Origin of the sequence: Curtobacterium sp. NPDC087082 (assembly GCF_044745045.1) — a bacterium.
Lineage (GTDB): Bacteria > Actinomycetota > Actinomycetes > Actinomycetales > Microbacteriaceae > Curtobacterium.
Genome location: NZ_JBIUZN010000005.1, coordinates 83,697 through 100,497, shown reverse-complemented (window position 1 = coordinate 100,497; position 16,801 = coordinate 83,697). Strand labels below are relative to the sequence as shown.

Genomic DNA, 16,801 nt, shown 5'->3' with positions numbered 1-16,801 from the left:
GCGGTCGTCGCTCAGGCGAGGACGTCGAGTCCGACGGTGCGGACGGTGGGCGTGTGGGCGGTGCCGGGTGCGCGCGGGGTGCGCCGCGCCTCCTGGCCGGTGTCGACGCGTGGACCCGTCTGGGCGGGCCGTTCGTCGTGCCCGGAGCGGGTGTCCGGGTGGTTCTGCGAGGACAGGTCGAGCGTGGTCGACAGTCCGGAGCCGGCGGCGTCGCGGCGGAGGTCCGGCATGACCTGCCGGACCGCGTCGCGCCCCGCGTCGGAGGCGGCGAAGAGCTCGACGTGCATCCCGTGCGCGGTGACGTGCACGCGGACGGTGACCGGGCCGAGCGTGTCCGGCGTCACCTGGACGGTGACGACGTGCTCCCCCGGGCCTGCTTGTGCGAGCGTGAACACCGGGCGGGCCAGCTGCTGGGCGAGGGGGGCCGGGGCGTTCGCGGTGGCTGCGCCGGACGTCGGTGTGGCCGGCGCGGCGGGCGCGGTCGGCGAGGTGGTCGGGACCGCGACGGCGCTCTCTCCACCGCGGGGCGTGGTGACGGCCTGGAGGCGCGGATCGCCCTGGTCGGGCGCGCCGCTGTCCGCCTCGTGGCCGGTCTGGGCACTGCTGCCCGGCGCTCCCGTCGCCGTGGCAGTCGCCGGGGCGGTGGCCGTGGCGACGACGGGCTGTCCGGCGTCGGCGGGGTCGGCGCCGGTGCCGGTGCCGGTCGTGGCGGCCCGGGCGCCCTGAGCGTTCTGGCTGCCCTGGGCGCTCTGGGCGACCGGCGTGCTCGCTGGTGCCGGAGCCGTCGGTGCGGCCGCTGCCCCCGGGACGGCGGACGGCTGCGTCGCTGCCGTCCGGTCGGCCTGGAGCGAGTGTCCCGCCGGGAGGGCCGGGCCGGGCGCACCGAGCGGGGCGGCCGGGGTCGTCGCCGCGGCAGCTGTCGTCCCGGCCGGGGCTCCGGCGGCGGTCTCCGCTGCGGTGCGGCCGAGCGACCCGACCGCGGGGGTCGCGGCAGCGGTCGCCGCGGTCGGGTGTGCGCTGCTCGCGGCGTCGGCGTGCATCGTCGGGTCTGCGGGGTCGGGCGTCGGGGTCGCCCCGCTGCTCGGCACGGGTGCGTCGAGCGACGCCACGGGCGAGCTGGCTGCTGCGGGAGTCGCGAGCGGCTGGGCGGCGGCGGTCGGCGTGGCGGGGACCGGCTGGACCAGGGCAGCGACGATCGACGCCGTGTCGACGGTCGGCGCCGTCCCCGTGGCGGCGGGACCGGCGGCGGTGCCGTCGCTGGAGGTGCCGTCGGCGGAGGTGTCATCGGCGGAGGTGTCGTCGGCGGCACGGGTCCCACCGTCCGTCGTGCCGTCCGTCGTCGTCGCTTCCGTCGCCGAGCGGCGGTCCCGTCCTGCTGCCGAGGACGTGGGCTGCGCACCGCGGTCCGCTCCGGGCGCCGGGGTGCGGCGGTCGTCGGACGGCCCCGTCGGCGTGCGTCGGTCCCGGGCGTCGGCAGCCGAGGCAGCGGACGCGGAGGATCCGGTGGCCCCGGCCGAACCCGCGTTCCCCGCGGCGGCCATCGCGGCGCCGAACGAGTCCGCGGACGCCGGCGCACCCGACGAGGACGCGGCCCGCGCCGGTGCCGGGGTGGCGGCGGACGTGGTGATGGTCAGGCTCATGCTGCGCTCCCCGCGTTCATGAGGGACAGCAGCGCCGCCGTCTGCAGGTCCGTCGCACCCGAGGCCGCGGTCGTCGCCGTCGTGGCGGACGCCTGCGCGGGCACGATGCGTCGGATCGTGGCGATGTCCGAGTCCTTGTACCAGTTGTCGACGATCCGGACGTCCTTGCCCGGGCGCGGCGCGTGCAGGACCTTGCCGTCGCCGACGTAGATGACGACGTGTCCCTCGCCCTTCGGGATGATGAGGTCGCCGGGCTGCGCGTCCTTGAGGGACCCCACCTCGACGCCCATCTTCGCCTGGTCCGGCACGACCCGGGGCATGGTCACCCCGAGGTCCTTGAAGACCGTCTGCACCAGCCCCGAGCAGTCCATGCCGCTCGTGGTGGTGCCGCCGAAGACGTACGGCACGCCGAGGTACTTCTTCGCGTCCGCGACGACGTCGGCACCCGTGGCGCCGCTGCCCGTCGCGAGGGTCCCGGCCCCGGCGTCGACGGACGTGGCGGCGGCCGCGGGCGTCACGGCCGAGGTCGTGCCGGTACCGGTCGCGCCGGTCCCGCTCCCGGTCGCGGTCGCCAGGGCGTCGGCGAACGCGGTCGACGTGGCGGCACCCGACGCGGCCGAGGTGGCCGCCGTCGCGGTGGTCCCGCTGCGCAGGGCATCGATCTGGGTCCGGATCTCGGAGATCCGGGAGAGCACGGCGTCCACGCTCATCGGGCACCACCTTCCGCGCGGCTGCGTGCCGCGATCTCGTCGAGGGCGTTCTGTTCGGTGCGGAGGTCCTCGGCGGCCTGCTGCTCGTCGTGCTGGACCTCGAGCTTCTCGAGCCCGAGGGCGGACCGGCGGGCGGCGTTGTAGTCGTCCTGTGCCCGGTCGGCGTCGGCGCGGCGGGTCCGGGCGACGGCGTCGAGCTCCTCGAGCATCCCGCGGGTGGCGGCACGCGCCGCGGCGACCGCGCTGAGGGTCGCGGCGTCCTGGATCGGCTGCGACCCCTCGGTGTCGGCGAGGTTCCGACGCGCCGCGATCCGGGCGTCGGCGGCGTCGCGCACACGCTCGTTGGCGGTCGCGAGGGCGGCTGCGGCACGGTCCTGTTCGGCGTGCCGGAGCCGGAGGAGCCCGGCGAGCGGGAACCGGCGGGCCATCAGGCACCACCCCCGGTGCCGAGCGTGCTGACGAGTGCGTCGAGGGAGCGCCACGACGCAGCCGCGGTCGCACGCTCGTCCATGCCCTGCCGCAGGAAGCCGTCGATCGCGTCCTGGTGGTCGACGGCGGCGTCCACCAAGGGGTTCGTCCCGCGCTGGTACGCCCCGACGTCGAGCAGGTCCTGCGCCGCCTTGCCCGCGGCCATGACCTTCCGCAGGGCCGTCGCCGCACCGCGCTGCCCGGGCGTGGTGACCTTCGAGGCCACGCGCGACACCGAGCCGAGCGCGTCGACCGACGGGAAGTGCCCGGTGATCGCCAGCTTCCGGTCGAGCACGACGTGTCCGTCGAGGATGCTCCGGGCGGCGTCGGCGATCGGTTCGTTGTGGTCGTCGCCGTCGACGAGGACCGTGTACAGCCCCGTGACGCTGCCGACCCGGTCGGTCCCGGCGCGTTCGAGCAGTCCGGCGAGGACGGAGAACGTCGACGGCGGGTAGCCCCGGGTGGCCGGCGGCTCCCCCACGGACAGCCCGATCTCGCGCTGCGCCATCGCGACGCGGGTGAGCGAGTCCATCATCAGCACGACGTCCTGGCCGGCGTCGCGGAAGGACTCGGCGATGCGGGTGGCGACGAACGCGGCACGCAGGCGCATGAGCGCCGGCTCGTCCGAGGTCGACACGACGACGATCGAGCGGGCGAGGCCCTCCGGACCGAGGTCGTCCTCGAGGAACTCGCGCACCTCGCGGCCGCGCTCACCGACGAGGGCGATGACGTTGACGGCGGCGTCGCTCCCCCGGGCGATCATCGACAGCAGCGAGGACTTGCCGACGCCGGAGCCCGCGAACAGGCCCATGCGCTGCCCGCGTCCGACCGTGGTGAGGGTGTCGAGCACGCGGACGCCGAGCTGCATCGGGGTGTCGATGCGCGTCCGGGCCATGGCGTTCGGCGTCTCGTGGTCGAGCGGCACCCACGCGACCGGCTCGCCACCGGCGCCGACGAGCGGACCGCGGTCGTCGATCGGGCGTCCGAGTCCGTCGAGCACGCGTCCGAACAGTCCCGCGCCGGTGGGCACGAGCACCGGTCGCCCGGTGGGCCGTGCGGGCGTGCCGGCGGTGACACCGGTCAGGCGCCCGAGCGGCATGCAGCGGACGCCGGTGACGTCGGTCGCGACGACCTCGACGAGGGTCTGCGGCGCACGCTCGGCACCGACGGCGACGACCTCGCCGACGTGCGCGTCGAGTCCGGCGATCGTGAGGCCGAGTCCGACCGCGCTCGTCACGACACCGACCCGCTGCGGAGCGGCCTGTCGGAGCGCTTCGTCGAGCCCACGGGGGCGGAGGAGCGTCGTGGTCACGGGGTCACCCCCAGCGCCGTGCGGGCACGGTCCAGGGCGGTGGCGATCCGCGCGTCGAGCAGCCCGTCGGGCAGGTCGACGACGGCGTCCCCGTCGCGCAGCGACGGGTCGGCGACGACCGGGACCGGCAGGTCGAGGTCAGCGACGCGCGCGGCGTCCGCGACGCTCAGCCGGACGGCCACGGCGACGGTGCGGTCGATGGACGCGAGCGCCCGCTCGACGGTCGCCTGCGCACCGGGGACGACCCGCGCCTCCCGTCCGTCATCGGCGGTGTCCGCGGTTCGGGAGGCGCGGATCGCGTACCCGACGACGGCTTCCGCCAGGTCGACGGCCGCGACCGCGACCGACTGCTCGGCCTGGTCGAGGACCGGTGCGACGTGCGACAGCATCGCGTTCGTCGCGGCGTCGAGGACCGCGATGCGGCGCGCGGTGTCGGCCTGCATCGAGGCGGTGCGGGCCGCGTGCTCGGACTCGAGCCGGGCGCGCAGCGCGTCGGTCTCGGCCTGCGCCTGCCGGAGCCCCGCGGCGTACCCGGCGGCGTGCCCGCGCACGTCGGCGCTGGCGGCGCGCGCGTTCCCGGACGCGTCCCCGATGACGGGGAACGCGACGCGCTGGACCACGGACTCAGTCAACGAGCTCGTCCTCCTCGGCGCGGTGGACCGTGATGACGCCCTGCGCCTCGAGTTCGCGGACGGAGCGGACGACCTCGGCGCGGGCCTCCTCGACCTGCGAGACCCGGACCGGGCCCATGGCCTGCAGCTCGTCGTCGAGGAGCTCGCGGTTGCGCTCGGAGACGTTCGCCCGGATCGTCTCGACGACCGGCGCGGCGGCACCCTTCATGGCGGTCGCGAGGAGCTTCGAGTCGATCCCGCGCAGGACCTGCTGGATGTCGCGGGACTCGAGCTTGACGATGTCCTCGAACGTGAGCATCCGGGAGCGGATGTCCTCGGCGAGTTCGGGGTCGCGCGCCTCGAGCCCGTCGAGCACGGCCTTCTCGGTGGCGACGTCCGAGCGGTTGATGATGTCGACGAGCGGGGCGATGCCGCCGACGACCTCGACGCTCTCGCGCGGCGACACGACGGCACCGGCGCGCTGGCGGAGGACGCCGGCGACGATCCCGACGGCTTCCGGGGTCGCGCTCCCCATGGTCGCGAACGCCTGGGCGACGTCGGTGCGGGCGCGCTCGTCCACCCCGGCCAGCACGGCGCTGGCCTGCGCCGGCTTCAGGTGTGCGAGCACGAGGGCGATGGTCTGCGGGAGTTCGCCCTCGAGGAGCGTGACGACCTGGCCGGGCTCGGCGTCGTCGAGGAAGTCGAACGACTGCCCGGCGAGGTTCGAGGCGAGCCGGTCCATGACGCCGGCGGCGCGTTCGGCACCGAAGGACGCCTCGAGCAGGCCGAGCGCGGTCTCCTTGCCGCCGCGCTTCTGCGTGCGGCCGCTCAGCGTCATCCGGTGGAACTCGGTCAGGGTCTTGTCGACGACGGTGTCCTCGACGCGGCGCATCCGGACGATCTCGGCGGAGATCTCCTCGGCCTCGATCTCGGTGAACTGCTTCATCACCTCGGCGGCGCGCTCGGTCTCCATCTGCATGAGGATGAGCGCGACCTTCTGCGCACCGGTCAGCGCACGGTCTCCAGCGCCGGTCCCGCCGGCGCTCGGCACCAGGGCGCTCACACCGGTGCCCGGTCGTCGAGGAGTCCGCGGAGGAGCTCGGCCGTGCGCTTCGGGTCCCGCTCGGCGAGGGCGGAGATGTCCTGGCGACGACGCTCCGCGGTGATCTCCTCGGTGGTGAGGACCTCGGTGGGGGCGTCGTCGTGCGGGACGGTGGGCAGCGCGACGGTCGGGGCGTCACCGGCCTGCAGGGTGCTCCGGTCCGCGGCGCCGTCGACGGCGAGCGGGAGCTGGAAGGTCTCGCCGGAGAACGCGTCGAGCTCCCCGAGGTCGACCGCCTCGCGCTCCTGCTTCCGGCTGCGGCGGGCGAGGAAGACGATGATCGCGATGAGGGCGAGCAGCGCGCCGACGACGATCCCGGCGGTGCGGATCGACGACCACAGCGCCTCCTGCTGGTCCGCCTTCTGCTGGGCCTCGAGCGCCTTCGTCGCCTTGTCGGCGGCGCTGGTGTCGAAGTCCATCATCGCCACGCGGACCTGGTCGCCGCGGGTCTGGTCGACACCGGCGGCCGCGGCCACGAGGTCGTTGATGCTCTGCAGGTTCGCGTTCTGCACCGCGGCCGCCTTGGAGTTCAGCGCGACCGAGATCGTCTGACGGGAGAGCCCACCGGCCGGCAGCTGCGTGGTCTCGGTGGTGTGGTCGACGGCGTTGTTCTTCGTCGCGGACTCGTTCTTGTACCCGTCGTCGGCGCCGCTCGTCGCGGTGCCGTTCGGCACGGCGATGTTGTCCGGGCCGAGGACGCCGGTCGCCCCGGCACCGCCGGCACCGGACCCCGCGCCGTACTGCTCGGTGGTGGACGACTCGTTGAGCGCGACCGGGCCGGTCGTCGGCGTCGTGTAGGACTCCGACGTGCGGGTGCCCGAGTTCTGGTTCATCGTGGCGGACACCACGACGCTGGCGTTCCCGGTGCCGAGGGTCGTGTCGAGCAGGTCCTGGATCTTCTTGCTCGTCGAGGCGTCGTAGTCGGCCGCCTGGTCCGCCCCGCTGCCGGTCGCGCCGGTGCCGACGGCGGAGAGCGTCTGGCCCTTCGCGTCGACGACGGAGACGTCGGTCGGCTGCATGCCCTCGACGGCGGCGCTCGTCAGGTGCACGATCGCCTGGACCTGGTCGGTGCTCAGCTCGCTGCCGTTCTTCGTGGCGATGAACACCGACGCGGTCGGGTCCTTCTCCTCGGAGACGAACACGGTCTTCTCGGGGATCGCGAGCTGCACGGTGGCGGTCTGGACGCCGTCCATCGCGCCGATGGTCTTCGCGAGCTCGCCCTCCATCGCGCGCTTGTACGTGACGTCCTGCTGGAACTCGGAGCTCGTCACGCCCATCTTGTCGAGCAGCGAGTAGCCGCCCTCGTTCGATGCAGGGAGCCCGTTCGACGCGGCCTTGAGCCGCTCCGAGTACACCGACCCCTGCGGGACGAGGATCGTGGCACCGCCGTCGGTGAGCTGGTACGGCACACCGTCGGTGGTGAGCTGGTCGGTGACGCTCGCCGCGTCGGCCGCCGCCAGTCCGGTGAACAGCGGGGCGTAGGACGCCTTGCCGAGCCAGCTCGCGAGCGCGATGCCGCCAAGCACGAGCGCGGCGATGACGAGGATCGCGATGGTCCGCTGGGCAGCGCTGAAGCCCTTGACGTAGGCGGCGAGACGACCGAAGAGGTCCTTGACGGCGACGGGCATCAGGCCTGCATCCTCATGATCTCGTTGAAGGCGTCGACGCCCTTGTTGCGGACGGCGGAGACGAGCTCGAGCGTGACCTGGGCGCGGGTGGCGGCGATGGTCGCGTCGTGGATGTCGTCGAGGTTGCCGGTGACGGCCTTGAGCGCGAGGGTCTTCGAGTCGCTCTGCAGCTGCTGGAGCCCGTCGACCGCGTTCCCGAGCGATGCGGCGAACCCGCTGCCGTCGGACGTCGCGCCGGCGGCCGCGACTCCGCTCGTCGCGCTCGTGCCGACGTCGCTGGACGTGCCGCTCAGGCTCGTCATCGCGTTCGTCATCGCGTTGGTGGTCACACCGTTCACGGCGTCGATGGGCATCAGTTCTTCCCGATCTGCAGGGCCGCCTCGTAGGCGGTCTTCGCGCGGTCGACCACGGCGGCGTTCGCCTGGTAGCCCCGCTGGGCCATGATGAGGTCCGCCATCTGCGTGCCGAGGTCGATGTCCGGCATGCGGACGTAGCCCTCCGCGTTCGCGAGCGGGTTGTCCGGGTCGTACGTGACCCGGCCGGCGGCGCTGCCGAACGCGGCGCCCTTGACGTAGGCGCCGGAGACGCCGTTGCCCTCCTGGACCTCGACGTAGCGGGCCTGGAAGGCGGAGTCGTCCATCGACTTCACCGTGTTGACGTTCGCGATGTTGTCCGACACGGCGTCGAGCCACTTGCGGTGCACCGTCATGCCGGTGCTCGCGATGCCGATCGCGTCGAACGTGGTCACGAGGTGGTCCGCATCGCCGCGCGGACACTGGTGAGCTCGGAGTTCATCGCCTGCGTGGCGAACTGGTACCGGAGCACGGTGTCGATGTTCGAGAGCGTCTCCTCGTCGAGGTTGACGTTGTTGCCGTTCGTGTTCGTCGGCTCGAGGCTCCGCGCGACGGTCGGGGTCGTGCCGCCGTCCCCGTCGACGATCGACTTCGCCAGGGCGTCCTCGAACTGGACCTTCTCGGCGTGGTAGTTCGGCGTGTTGATGTTCGCGATGTTGTTCGCGATGACCTTCTGTCGCATCGACAGGCCGTCGAGCGCACTCTGCAGTGCGACGCTCGTCACGGAATCGAACACTGGTGGACCGTCCCCTCGCTGACGACGTCCCCTGTTGACGTCGCCTGATGGCGGTGGCCGATCCGTGGCCGAACTGGTGAGCGATCCGTGCTCAGGGGGCGCTGTCGGCCGGGCCGTGGGGCGCGTTAGGGGTCGCCCCGAACGGGGGGCGGGGGCGGCTCACGTGTGCACACTTCGACATTCCGCCGGTCGATCGACGCGTGCTTCGTCGCACGATGCACACGCATCCGGTGCGTGTGCATGCTCCGACGTTCCGCCGGTCGATCGACGCGTGCTTCGTCGCACGATGCACACGCATCCGGTGCGTGTGCATGCTCCGACGTTCCGCCAGTCGATCGACGCGTGCTTCGTCGCACGATGCACACGCATCCGCGCGGCCGCCGCCCGCGCCGCGGCCCCCGCGCCCGCGCCGCGCCCCGCGTCAGGCGGACGCGTCGAGGTACACCGAACCGCGCGGCTCCCGCGTCGCGTCCACCGCCCGGAGCGCCCCGAGGTGGTCGAGCGTCGCCCGACGGTCCCCCTCGAGCGCCGCGATCCGGTCCCGCTGCGCGGCGAGCAGCCGGGAGGCACGCCCCACCAGCTCCCGCGGCACCGGCCCCAGCCCGGTCGGCTCGGACCACCGCACGTCGCCGCCCGCCGTCAGGTCGGCTTCGAGCGCCTCGAGCACGGCCTCCCACGCGGCACGGCGATCCGCGTCAGGCGACACCGAGTGCCCCGCCGGTCGGGTGCTGCACCGTGGTCGCCGCCGGGATCGACGCGGCGGCCTCGTGCCACGACTGCCGCAGCGGCTCGAGGATCCGGATGCAGTCTCGGGTGGCCTGGACGTCCCGGTGCACGTTCGCGGTGATGAGCGACGTCGACGCGTAGTTGTAGATCGCCAGCAGTCCCTCGCCGCCGTCCCACACGTCGATCTTCAGCGTCGAGGACAGCTCGCCGACGATGGCCTGCGCGTGCAGGAGCTGCTCGCGGGCCGCGTCCCAGTCGGCGGTCGTCTGTGCGGCCTCGGCGCGGTGCAGGTCGAGGAGCAGCCGATCGTAGAGCATCGTGACGAGCTGCGCCGGCGTCGCCGAGAGCACGGCTTCGTTCGTGTACTGGGCACGGCGCTGGTCCGTGACGGTGCGGGGCTGCGCGGCCTGTCGGAAGGCGGCGGACTGGAGGTCGAAGGCGTTCATCGGTGTTCCTGTCAGCTCGTCGTCGACGCCAGCTGGCTCGCGAGCCAGCTGGACTGGGACTGGAGCTTGCTGAGGCTGGTCTCGAGGCTCGCGTACATCGTCTGCAACGCTGCGCGACGCGAGGTGAGCCGGTCGGTCCAGCTGTCGATCTGGATGTTGAGGTCCTTCGCGACGGCCTGCTGTCCGGTGATCGCGGTGGTGATGGACCCGTCGTACTTGTCGGAGGCCGAGGTGGCAGCGGCGCCGACGTTCGCCGCGACGCCCGAGAGCATCGCCTGCGTGCCCTCCGGATCGGTCGCGAGGGCCTTCTGGAAGACGTCGGCGTCGAAGGTGAAGTCGCCGTCCTTCGTGATCGAGATCCCGATCGACGACGGGGACTTCCCGCCCACCGGCGCGGACATCGTGCTCGCGAGCCGCTGGACGACGTCACGCGTGGTGCCGTCGCCGGAGAGCACGCCGGCCGTCGTCGTGGTGGTGCCGGTCGTCGGGCTGGTCGTGCTCGTGACGGCGGTGTTCGAGCTGTAGTACGCGGCCACGGCGTTCATCGCATCGACGAGGCCGGACGCGACGGTCTGCGCCTTCGTCGTGTCCTGCGCGATGGTCAGCGTCACCGGGTCGGTGGTGGGCCGCGTCACCGTGACGCTGACCCCGGGGACGAGGTCGGTGAAGGTGTTCGTCGTGCTCGTCACCGTCTGCGCCGCCGCGGTACCGGCCCACAGGGTCACGCTGGCGTCCTTCGCCTGCGTGACGACCGCGGCACCGACCTGGGTGAGGACGTTCGTCGCGGTGCCGGCGGTGACCTCGTCGGCCGTGCCGCGGTACACCTCGAACGCTCCGGCGGCCCCGGTCTTCGCCGAGGTGAGCTGCAGGCGGTAGAGCTTCGTGCCGTCGGCGTCGGTCCCGGCAGCGACCCGCGTCGCCGTGACGCCGGCGCCCGACTTGTTGATCGCGGACACGGTGTCGTCGAGGGACCCGGAGGCCGGTGTGACGGTCGTCTTCGTGCCGTCGGCGCCGACGAGCGTGATCGGCTCGGCCGCGGAGGACCACGTCGCCATCGCCGCGGTGACGCCGACCTGCGCCGACGCGGTGGACCCGACCGTGAAGCTCAGCGACCCGGCGCTGGCGTTTGCCCCGGTGACCGCGGTGACGCCCGGCGACGAACTCGTGGCCGTGAAGAGGTCGAGCGAGGTCACCTTCGCCGCGTCCTTCGCCTTCGTCGCGAGGGTCTGCACGAGCCCGTTGATCGTCTGCAGTGACGAGATGAACGAGTTGGTGCTGGTGAGCTTGTTCTTGAGGAGCGTCTGCGGGACCCCCTCGACGCTCATCAGCGAGTTGATGAGGTCGGTGGTCTTGAGACCGCTGACGAGACCGTCGATCGCGAGACTGCTCGCCGAAGACACGGACGACATCGATGGCTCCTGCCGCTACGAGGGGAAAGGGTGCGGGTGACGCCGCCGCCCGGGGTACCTGAACGATCCCGGACGGCGGCGTCAGCGCTGCTAGCGCAGGAGCGAGAGCACACCCTGCGTGCTCTGGTTGGCCTGCGCGAGCATCGAGGTGCCGGCCTGGCTGAGGATGTTGTCGCGCGTGTACTTGACCATCTCCTCCGCCATGTCGACGTCGGTGATGCGCGAACCGGCAGCGGTGAGGTTCTCCTTGGCCACGTTCGTCACGTTGATGGCGTGGTCGAAGCGGTTCTGGATGGCACCGATGTTCGAACGTGCCGTCGACACGCTCTTGATCTGCGCGTCGATCGTGGTGATCGCGGTCTGCGCACCGGTGGCGGTCGTGAAGTCGAGACCGGTGACGGCGGTCGCCACGGTCGAGACGTTCGCGCCCGACAGGTCGACGTCGATCTGGCTCGCCGCGTCGCCGTTGGCGCCGACCTGGAACTTCAGGACGCCTGCGGTGCCGGCGGAGCCGTCGAGCAGGTTGATGCCGTTGAAGTTGGTCGACTGGGAGATGCGGGTGAGCTCCTTGGACAGCTCGCCGACCTCGGTGGAGATCGCCGTGCGGGAGTCCGCGTTGTTCGAGTCGTTGCCGGCCTGCACGGCGAGGTCGCGCATGCGCTGGAGGATCGAGTGGGTCTCGGTGAGGCCACCTTCAGCGGTCTGCACGACGGAGATGCCGTCCTGTGCGTTGCGGGCGGCGACCGTGAGGCCACCGACCTGGGACTTCAGCCCCTCGGAGATCGACAGACCGGCCGCGTCGTCGGCAGCACGGTTGATGCGGAGGCCCGACGAGAGCTTCTCGAGGGACTTCGACAGGTCGTTCTGCGTCGAGTTCAGGTTCCGGTACGTGTTGAGTGCCGAGAGGTTGGTGTTGATGGACATACCCATGGTGGTTTCCTCCGTGAAATCTGGGTCGTACGTCTGCCCGTCCGTGGGCTGACAGGGGTGACTCTCGACCGGTTGGCCGGAGCCGTTAGGGAATCGGCGGAATTCGTCGTGCGACGAGACCGCCGAGGGCTAGCTCACCGCGACGACGGGGGCGGTCGTGGCCGTCGTGGCGTCCTGCACGGCCCGCGCCACGCCGGCTGCGGCGTTCGCGGCGACCCGTGCCAGGTACGCACTGCGGCGCGCGGCGGTGGTCTTCGAGGCCGGCTCCACGGTGACGCCGTCGTCCCCGTAGTGCGCGGCGAGTCCGTCGCGGAGCAGGCGCATCGCCTCGGAGCGCTGCTGCGACACGGCGGAGTGGGTGATCCCGAGCTCGGCGGCGACCTCGGTCACCGACCGGTCGCCGAAGTACACGTTCTCGACCACGAAGCGCATCCGCTCCGGCAGCGCCTCGACGGCGGCACGGAGGTAGCGGCGCTTCTCCGCTTCGAGCAGGTCCTCACCCGGCAGCGGCAGGTCCGCGGCGAGGGTGTCGTGCACGGTCTCGTCGATCGGCGAGACGGTCCGGGCCGCGTCGCTCATGGCGTCGGCGGCGGTCTGGCGGTCGACGCCCATCGCGTCCGCGATCTCCTGCACGCCGACGCTCCGCCCGAGCCGGGCCGACAGCGCCTCCTGCGTGGCGAGGGTCTCGCGGATCCGCTTCCGGGTGCCGCGGGACGCCCAGTCGGCGGAGCGCATGTCGTCGGCGATCGCGCCGGTGATGCGGGTGCGGGCGTACGCGCCGAAGGGGACGCCGAGGTCGGGGTCGAAGGCCTCGGCCGCGGCGACGAGGGCCAGCGACCCGACGGCGGCGAGGTCATCACGGTCGAGGTGCGTGGCACGCGCCCGCACGTCGGCGACGATGTAGCCCACGAGCGGGAGGTGCTCCACGATCATCGCGTTGCGGTCGTTCCGGTCCATGCTGATCCCCTGGTCGCCTGACATGCCTGACCCGTCCGTGGGCGCGGCGGACGCCGGCCTCGGATGGCCGGTGCGTACGCCGAAGACCCACCCGGGTCCCTCCGGGTGGTGCACCGTGCGTCCCTGCGACGCGGTGCGGGGTGTCCCCCGCGGTGCGCTTCGAATGTATCGGCTGGCAAAGCCCTGAGTGGGTGCACAACCGTCCCCAAAGCGGGGGTGAGGGGCAGTTTTCCCGGTCGGCATTTGGGGGGACCCCGGCTCGGGAACGCGCGTTCTTGTCCCCCGATGGGGTGCTTGCCAGGAGGCGCGGCTCGTGTCCGGCAGGCGCACTCGCCCGGTCGGTGCTTACGCCCGGCACCCGCGACCCGATAGGTCCCGGTGTCCGCAGGATGACCGACACACCCCACCGGGAGGAGCTGATGAGCGTGAACGAACTGTCCGCCGTGCTCTGGCGCGAACGCGAACTGCTCGAGCTGCTCACCTTCAAGCTCGAGGAGGAACAGCTGCTCCTCGCGGCCGGTCGCTCCCGCTGGGTCTCGCACGCCAGCCGCGAGGTCGAGCAGGTCCTCGAGCGCCTCCGCAGCACCGGTCTCGAGCGCGCCGCGTCGAGTGCCGAGGTCGCCGAGGAGTGGGGCGTCGCCGCCGACGCTCCCCTGCGCGAGGTCGTCGCCGCTGCGCCGAACGGCCCCTGGGGCGAGATCCTCGCCGCCCACCTCACCGCGATGGTGGAGCTCACCACGCAGATCGGGGCGCTCCGCGACGAGAACGACCGCTTCCTCCGTGCCGCCGCGCAGGCGACCGAGGAGACGCTCGCCGGGTCCGTCACGGGTGCCGCCACCTACGACGCCAGTGGTACCTCGGGTACGGGCACGGACGGCGCACGACTCTTCGAGGGGACCCTGTAGCACCGTGGTCAGCACCTTCGGCTCCCTCGCCACCGCCTACTCCGGCCTCGCCGCGGCCCGTGCCGGCATCGACGTCACCGGGCAGAACATCGCCAACGCCGGCACCGCCGGGTACACCCGCCAGCGCGTCTCGCAGTCCTCGATCCCCGCCGCCCAGACCGGGTTCATGCGCGGGACCGCAGCGCTCGCGGGACAGGGCGTGTCCGTCGACGGCATCGCCCGCCTGGCGTCCCTCACGCTCGACGCCGGCGTGCGGGTGGCCTCCGGCTCCTCGGCCTACGCCGACGCCCGCGCCACCGCACTCGCCGCGCTCGAGAACGGGCTGAACGAACCCGGTGACGACGGGCTCGCCAGCAAGCTCGACGCGTTCTGGTCCTCGTGGAGCGAGCTCTCCAGCCACCCGGACGACCCCGGTGCCGCCAGCGCCGTCATCGGCGCCGCGAAGACCGTCGCCAACGCGCTCGCCAGCGGCTCGAAGGCGATCGACGCACAGTGGACGAGCGTCCGTGGCACCGTCGACGGCCAGGTGCAGCAGCTCAACGTCGCCGCGTCGCAGGTCGCCGACCTGAACGGTCGGATCCGCACCGCGCTGGCGTCCGGCGGGAACGCGAACGAGCTGCTGGACCAGCGCGACCAGCTCACCCAGCAGATCGCCTCGCTGGCCGGCGGCACGGTCCGACCGAACACCGACGGCACCGTCGACGTGCTCATCGGCGGCAACGCCATCGTGCAGGGCACCGATGCCCGCTCCGTGGCGCTCGGCGGCGGGCAGCGCATGGCCGACGGTGCCGCGGTCACCCTCACCTGGACCTCGGGCACGGCCGGCGCGGTCGCCCTGTCCGGCGGCTCGATCGGCGGGAACCTCTCACTGCTCGCCCCCGCGACGGCGAACGGCACCGGCGGAGCACTCGCCGAGGCGTCCGCGTCCTACGACCAGGTCGCGACGAAGCTCGCCACCGCGGTCAACGCCGTGCACGCCACGGGGACGACACCGACCGGTGCCACCGGGTCCCCGTTCTTCTCCCTCGCGGCCGGCGTCCCGGCTGCCCAGGGCCTCTCGGTCGTCCCGACCGACGGCAGCGGCCTGGCGACGCGGAACGCGGCGGGGGAACTCGACGACTCGTTCACCGACGCGCTCTCGCGACTCGGCGCGGCCTCCGACGGTGCCGACCGCTCCTGGGCGACGTTCGTGGCGGGGGTGGGCAGCGCCTCCAGGTCCGCCGCGTCGGAATCGACGCTCACCGGACTCGCGCTGACCAACGCGCGCACGCAGCAGCAGTCGAGCGCCGGTGTGGACCTCGACGAGGAGAACGTCAACCTGCTGAGCTACCAGCACGCGTACCAGGGCGCCGCGCGGGTCCTGACCGCCGTCGACGAGATGCTCGACACCATCATCAACCGCGTCGGACTCGTCGGGAGGGGCTGACCGTGATCACCCGTGTGACCACCCAGATGTCGATGACGGCCGCGAGCGCCAGGCTGCAGGCCGGCGCCGCGAAGCTCGCGCAGCTCACCGACCAGGCGACGACGCTGAAGAACATCCAGCGGCCGTCCGACGATCCCGTCGGGACCGCCTCGTCGATGCAGGTGCGCAAGGAGCAGGCGGCCGCCGCGCAGTACACGCGCAACGCGAACGACGCGGCCGGCTGGCTCGCCACGACCGACAGCGCCCTGTCGAGCGTGTACTCCGTGCTCAACAACGTGCGCGACCTCACCGTGCAGGCGGCGAACAGCGGCACCATGAGCGACACCGACCGCGACGCGTTCATCACGCAGTTCCAGTCCCTCAAGTCCGAGCTCGAGTCCCGGGCGAACACGACCTACGGCACGCGATCGGTGTTCGCCGGATCGTCCACCGCCGCCACCGCGTACGACCCGGCGACCGGGTGGGCGTCCTCCGGCACCGACGTCACCCGACGCATCGGCGACGGCACCACCGTGCGGGTCGACACCGCCGGCACCGCGGTGTTCGGCTCGGGGAACTCGTCCGTCTTCGCCATGATCGACTCGATCGTCGGCGACCTGCAGAACGGCGTGAACGTGAACCCCCGCATCAACGACGTCGACGCCGCGATCAGCACCGTCCGCGGCATCCAGGCCGACGTGGGCGTCCGGCACGCCGCGGCCCTCTCCGCGCAGGACTCCCTGAAGAGCGCGACCGTCTCGCTCGAGAACCGGCGCGCCGGCATCGAGGACAAGGACCTCGCGAAGGCCGTCCTCGACCTGCAGGTGCAGCAGACCAACTACCAGGCAGCCCTCGCCGTCACCGCGAAGGTCCTGCAGCCGACCCTGATGGACTACCTCCGATGAGCATCGACCTGACCTTCGCCGTCCCGCCGTTCGGCCTGGCGCCCGCCCCCGTCTTCACGCTGACGCCCGTGGACGGCGCCGACGGGCTCTTCACGCTCGTGGGCGACGACGCGCGCTTGTTCGTGCTCGACGCCGCGGTGCACCTGCCGTCGTACGCGCCGGAGCTCACGGACGAGCAGGCGGCCGGGCTCGGGCTGACCGCACCAGAGGACGCGATGCTGCTCGTCGTCGCGAACCCGGGCGGCGCCGACGGCGGGACCACGGTGAACCTGCTCGCGCCGATCGTCGTGAACGCCCGGACGTCGGTCGGAGCGCAGCTCATCCTCGAGGAGCAGGACCTGCCGCTGCGCGCGGAGCTCGCCGCGCGCTGAGCGCTGGCCGGGTTCCGCGCGTGTTTCGACATCGCGCGAGTCGATCGACGCGTGCTTCGTCGGAACCTGCACACGCATGAGATGCACGTGCATGGAGCGACATCACGCCCGACGATCGACGAGTGTCTTGTCGGTCGATGTACACGCACGGATCACCCTCGGTCCTCCACAAGCTGCTCGATGACCG

General features: G+C 72.6%; 19 protein-coding genes. 4 read left to right on the top strand and 15 right to left on the bottom strand.

What is annotated here, in order from left to right; all coding sequences use genetic code 11:
• Positions 1-11 precede the first annotated feature (11 nt).
• From ACIPEP_RS13985 to ACIPEP_RS13915, 15 genes are all read right to left on the bottom strand, one after another.
• Complete coding sequence (locus ACIPEP_RS13985) at positions 12-1,640, bottom strand: flagellar hook-length control protein FliK (protein WP_402717583.1); 1,629 nt, start codon at positions 1,638-1,640, stop codon at positions 12-14.
• Positions 1,637-2,350 carry a C40 family peptidase gene (locus tag ACIPEP_RS13980; protein WP_083403302.1) on the bottom strand — a complete coding sequence of 238 codons (714 nt, stop codon included), beginning with the start codon at positions 2,348-2,350 and terminating at the stop codon, positions 1,637-1,639. Before ACIPEP_RS13980 ends, ACIPEP_RS13985 begins: the two co-directional genes overlap by 4 nt.
• A complete protein-coding gene (locus ACIPEP_RS13975) occupies positions 2,347-2,778 on the bottom strand; it encodes a hypothetical protein (RefSeq protein ID WP_071295367.1) in 432 nt (143 codons plus the stop codon). Before ACIPEP_RS13975 ends, ACIPEP_RS13980 begins: the two co-directional genes overlap by 4 nt.
• Positions 2,778-4,130: a FliI/YscN family ATPase gene (locus ACIPEP_RS13970; protein WP_402717582.1), complete on the bottom strand. Its 1,353-nt coding sequence runs from the start codon at positions 4,128-4,130 to the stop codon at positions 2,778-2,780. Before ACIPEP_RS13970 ends, ACIPEP_RS13975 begins: the two co-directional genes overlap by 1 nt.
• A complete protein-coding gene (locus ACIPEP_RS13965) occupies positions 4,127-4,762 on the bottom strand; it encodes a hypothetical protein (protein WP_402717581.1) in 636 nt (211 codons plus the stop codon). Before ACIPEP_RS13965 ends, ACIPEP_RS13970 begins: the two co-directional genes overlap by 4 nt.
• Entirely contained in the window at positions 4,755-5,804 is a 1,050-nt protein-coding gene (fliG, locus tag ACIPEP_RS13960) for a flagellar motor switch protein FliG (protein ID WP_083295340.1), read from the bottom strand. Before fliG ends, ACIPEP_RS13965 begins: the two co-directional genes overlap by 8 nt.
• Complete coding sequence (gene fliF, locus ACIPEP_RS13955) at positions 5,801-7,471, bottom strand: flagellar basal-body MS-ring/collar protein FliF (protein WP_336698779.1); 1,671 nt, start codon at positions 7,469-7,471, stop codon at positions 5,801-5,803. Before fliF ends, fliG begins: the two co-directional genes overlap by 4 nt.
• A complete protein-coding gene (gene fliE / locus ACIPEP_RS13950) occupies positions 7,471-7,824 on the bottom strand; it encodes a flagellar hook-basal body complex protein FliE (protein WP_083403303.1) in 354 nt (117 codons plus the stop codon). The genes fliF and fliE overlap by 1 nt, the downstream gene beginning before the upstream one ends.
• Entirely contained in the window at positions 7,824-8,219 is a 396-nt protein-coding gene (locus tag ACIPEP_RS13945) for a flagellar basal body rod protein FlgC (protein ID WP_070418832.1), read from the bottom strand. The genes fliE and ACIPEP_RS13945 overlap by 1 nt, the downstream gene beginning before the upstream one ends.
• On the bottom strand, positions 8,216-8,560 hold the full coding sequence (locus ACIPEP_RS13940; RefSeq protein WP_070418831.1) for a flagellar basal body protein: 345 nt from the start codon (positions 8,558-8,560) through the stop codon (positions 8,216-8,218). Before ACIPEP_RS13940 ends, ACIPEP_RS13945 begins: the two co-directional genes overlap by 4 nt.
• Positions 8,561-8,981: 421 nt before the next feature.
• Positions 8,982-9,266 carry a hypothetical protein gene (locus ACIPEP_RS13935; protein ID WP_402717580.1) on the bottom strand — a complete coding sequence of 95 codons (285 nt, stop codon included), beginning with the start codon at positions 9,264-9,266 and terminating at the stop codon, positions 8,982-8,984.
• Positions 9,256-9,732 carry a flagellar export chaperone FliS gene (fliS, locus tag ACIPEP_RS13930; RefSeq protein ID WP_092387390.1) on the bottom strand — a complete coding sequence of 159 codons (477 nt, stop codon included), beginning with the start codon at positions 9,730-9,732 and terminating at the stop codon, positions 9,256-9,258. The genes ACIPEP_RS13935 and fliS overlap by 11 nt, the downstream gene beginning before the upstream one ends.
• A gap of 11 nt (positions 9,733-9,743) precedes the next feature.
• A complete protein-coding gene (fliD, locus tag ACIPEP_RS13925) occupies positions 9,744-11,141 on the bottom strand; it encodes a flagellar filament capping protein FliD (RefSeq protein WP_402717579.1) in 1,398 nt (465 codons plus the stop codon).
• A gap of 90 nt (positions 11,142-11,231) precedes the next feature.
• Positions 11,232-12,071 carry a flagellin gene (locus ACIPEP_RS13920; protein WP_071295373.1) on the bottom strand — a complete coding sequence of 280 codons (840 nt, stop codon included), beginning with the start codon at positions 12,069-12,071 and terminating at the stop codon, positions 11,232-11,234.
• A gap of 129 nt (positions 12,072-12,200) precedes the next feature.
• Positions 12,201-13,052: a sigma-70 family RNA polymerase sigma factor gene (locus ACIPEP_RS13915; protein ID WP_309779464.1), complete on the bottom strand. Its 852-nt coding sequence runs from the start codon at positions 13,050-13,052 to the stop codon at positions 12,201-12,203.
• 395 nt (positions 13,053-13,447) lie between these two features.
• On the opposite strand from ACIPEP_RS13915, the gene ACIPEP_RS13910 reads away from it, so the two are divergent.
• From ACIPEP_RS13910 to fliW, 4 genes are read left to right on the top strand one after another with little or no spacing between them, the layout of a single operon-like run.
• Positions 13,448-13,933, top strand: coding sequence for a flagellar protein FlgN (locus ACIPEP_RS13910; protein WP_070419569.1), 486 nt, complete (start codon positions 13,448-13,450; stop codon positions 13,931-13,933).
• A 4-nt stretch (positions 13,934-13,937) separates the two neighbouring features.
• Positions 13,938-15,359, top strand: coding sequence for a flagellar hook-associated protein FlgK (flgK, locus tag ACIPEP_RS13905; RefSeq protein ID WP_402717578.1), 1,422 nt, complete (start codon positions 13,938-13,940; stop codon positions 15,357-15,359).
• Positions 15,360-15,361: 2 nt separating this feature from the next.
• Positions 15,362-16,243, top strand: a complete 882-nt coding sequence (gene flgL, locus ACIPEP_RS13900; protein WP_070418825.1) for a flagellar hook-associated protein FlgL — start codon at positions 15,362-15,364, stop codon at positions 16,241-16,243.
• Complete coding sequence (gene fliW / locus ACIPEP_RS13895) at positions 16,240-16,614, top strand: flagellar assembly protein FliW (protein ID WP_070418824.1); 375 nt, start codon at positions 16,240-16,242, stop codon at positions 16,612-16,614. Before flgL ends, fliW begins: the two co-directional genes overlap by 4 nt.
• Positions 16,615-16,801: the final 187 nt, after the last annotated feature.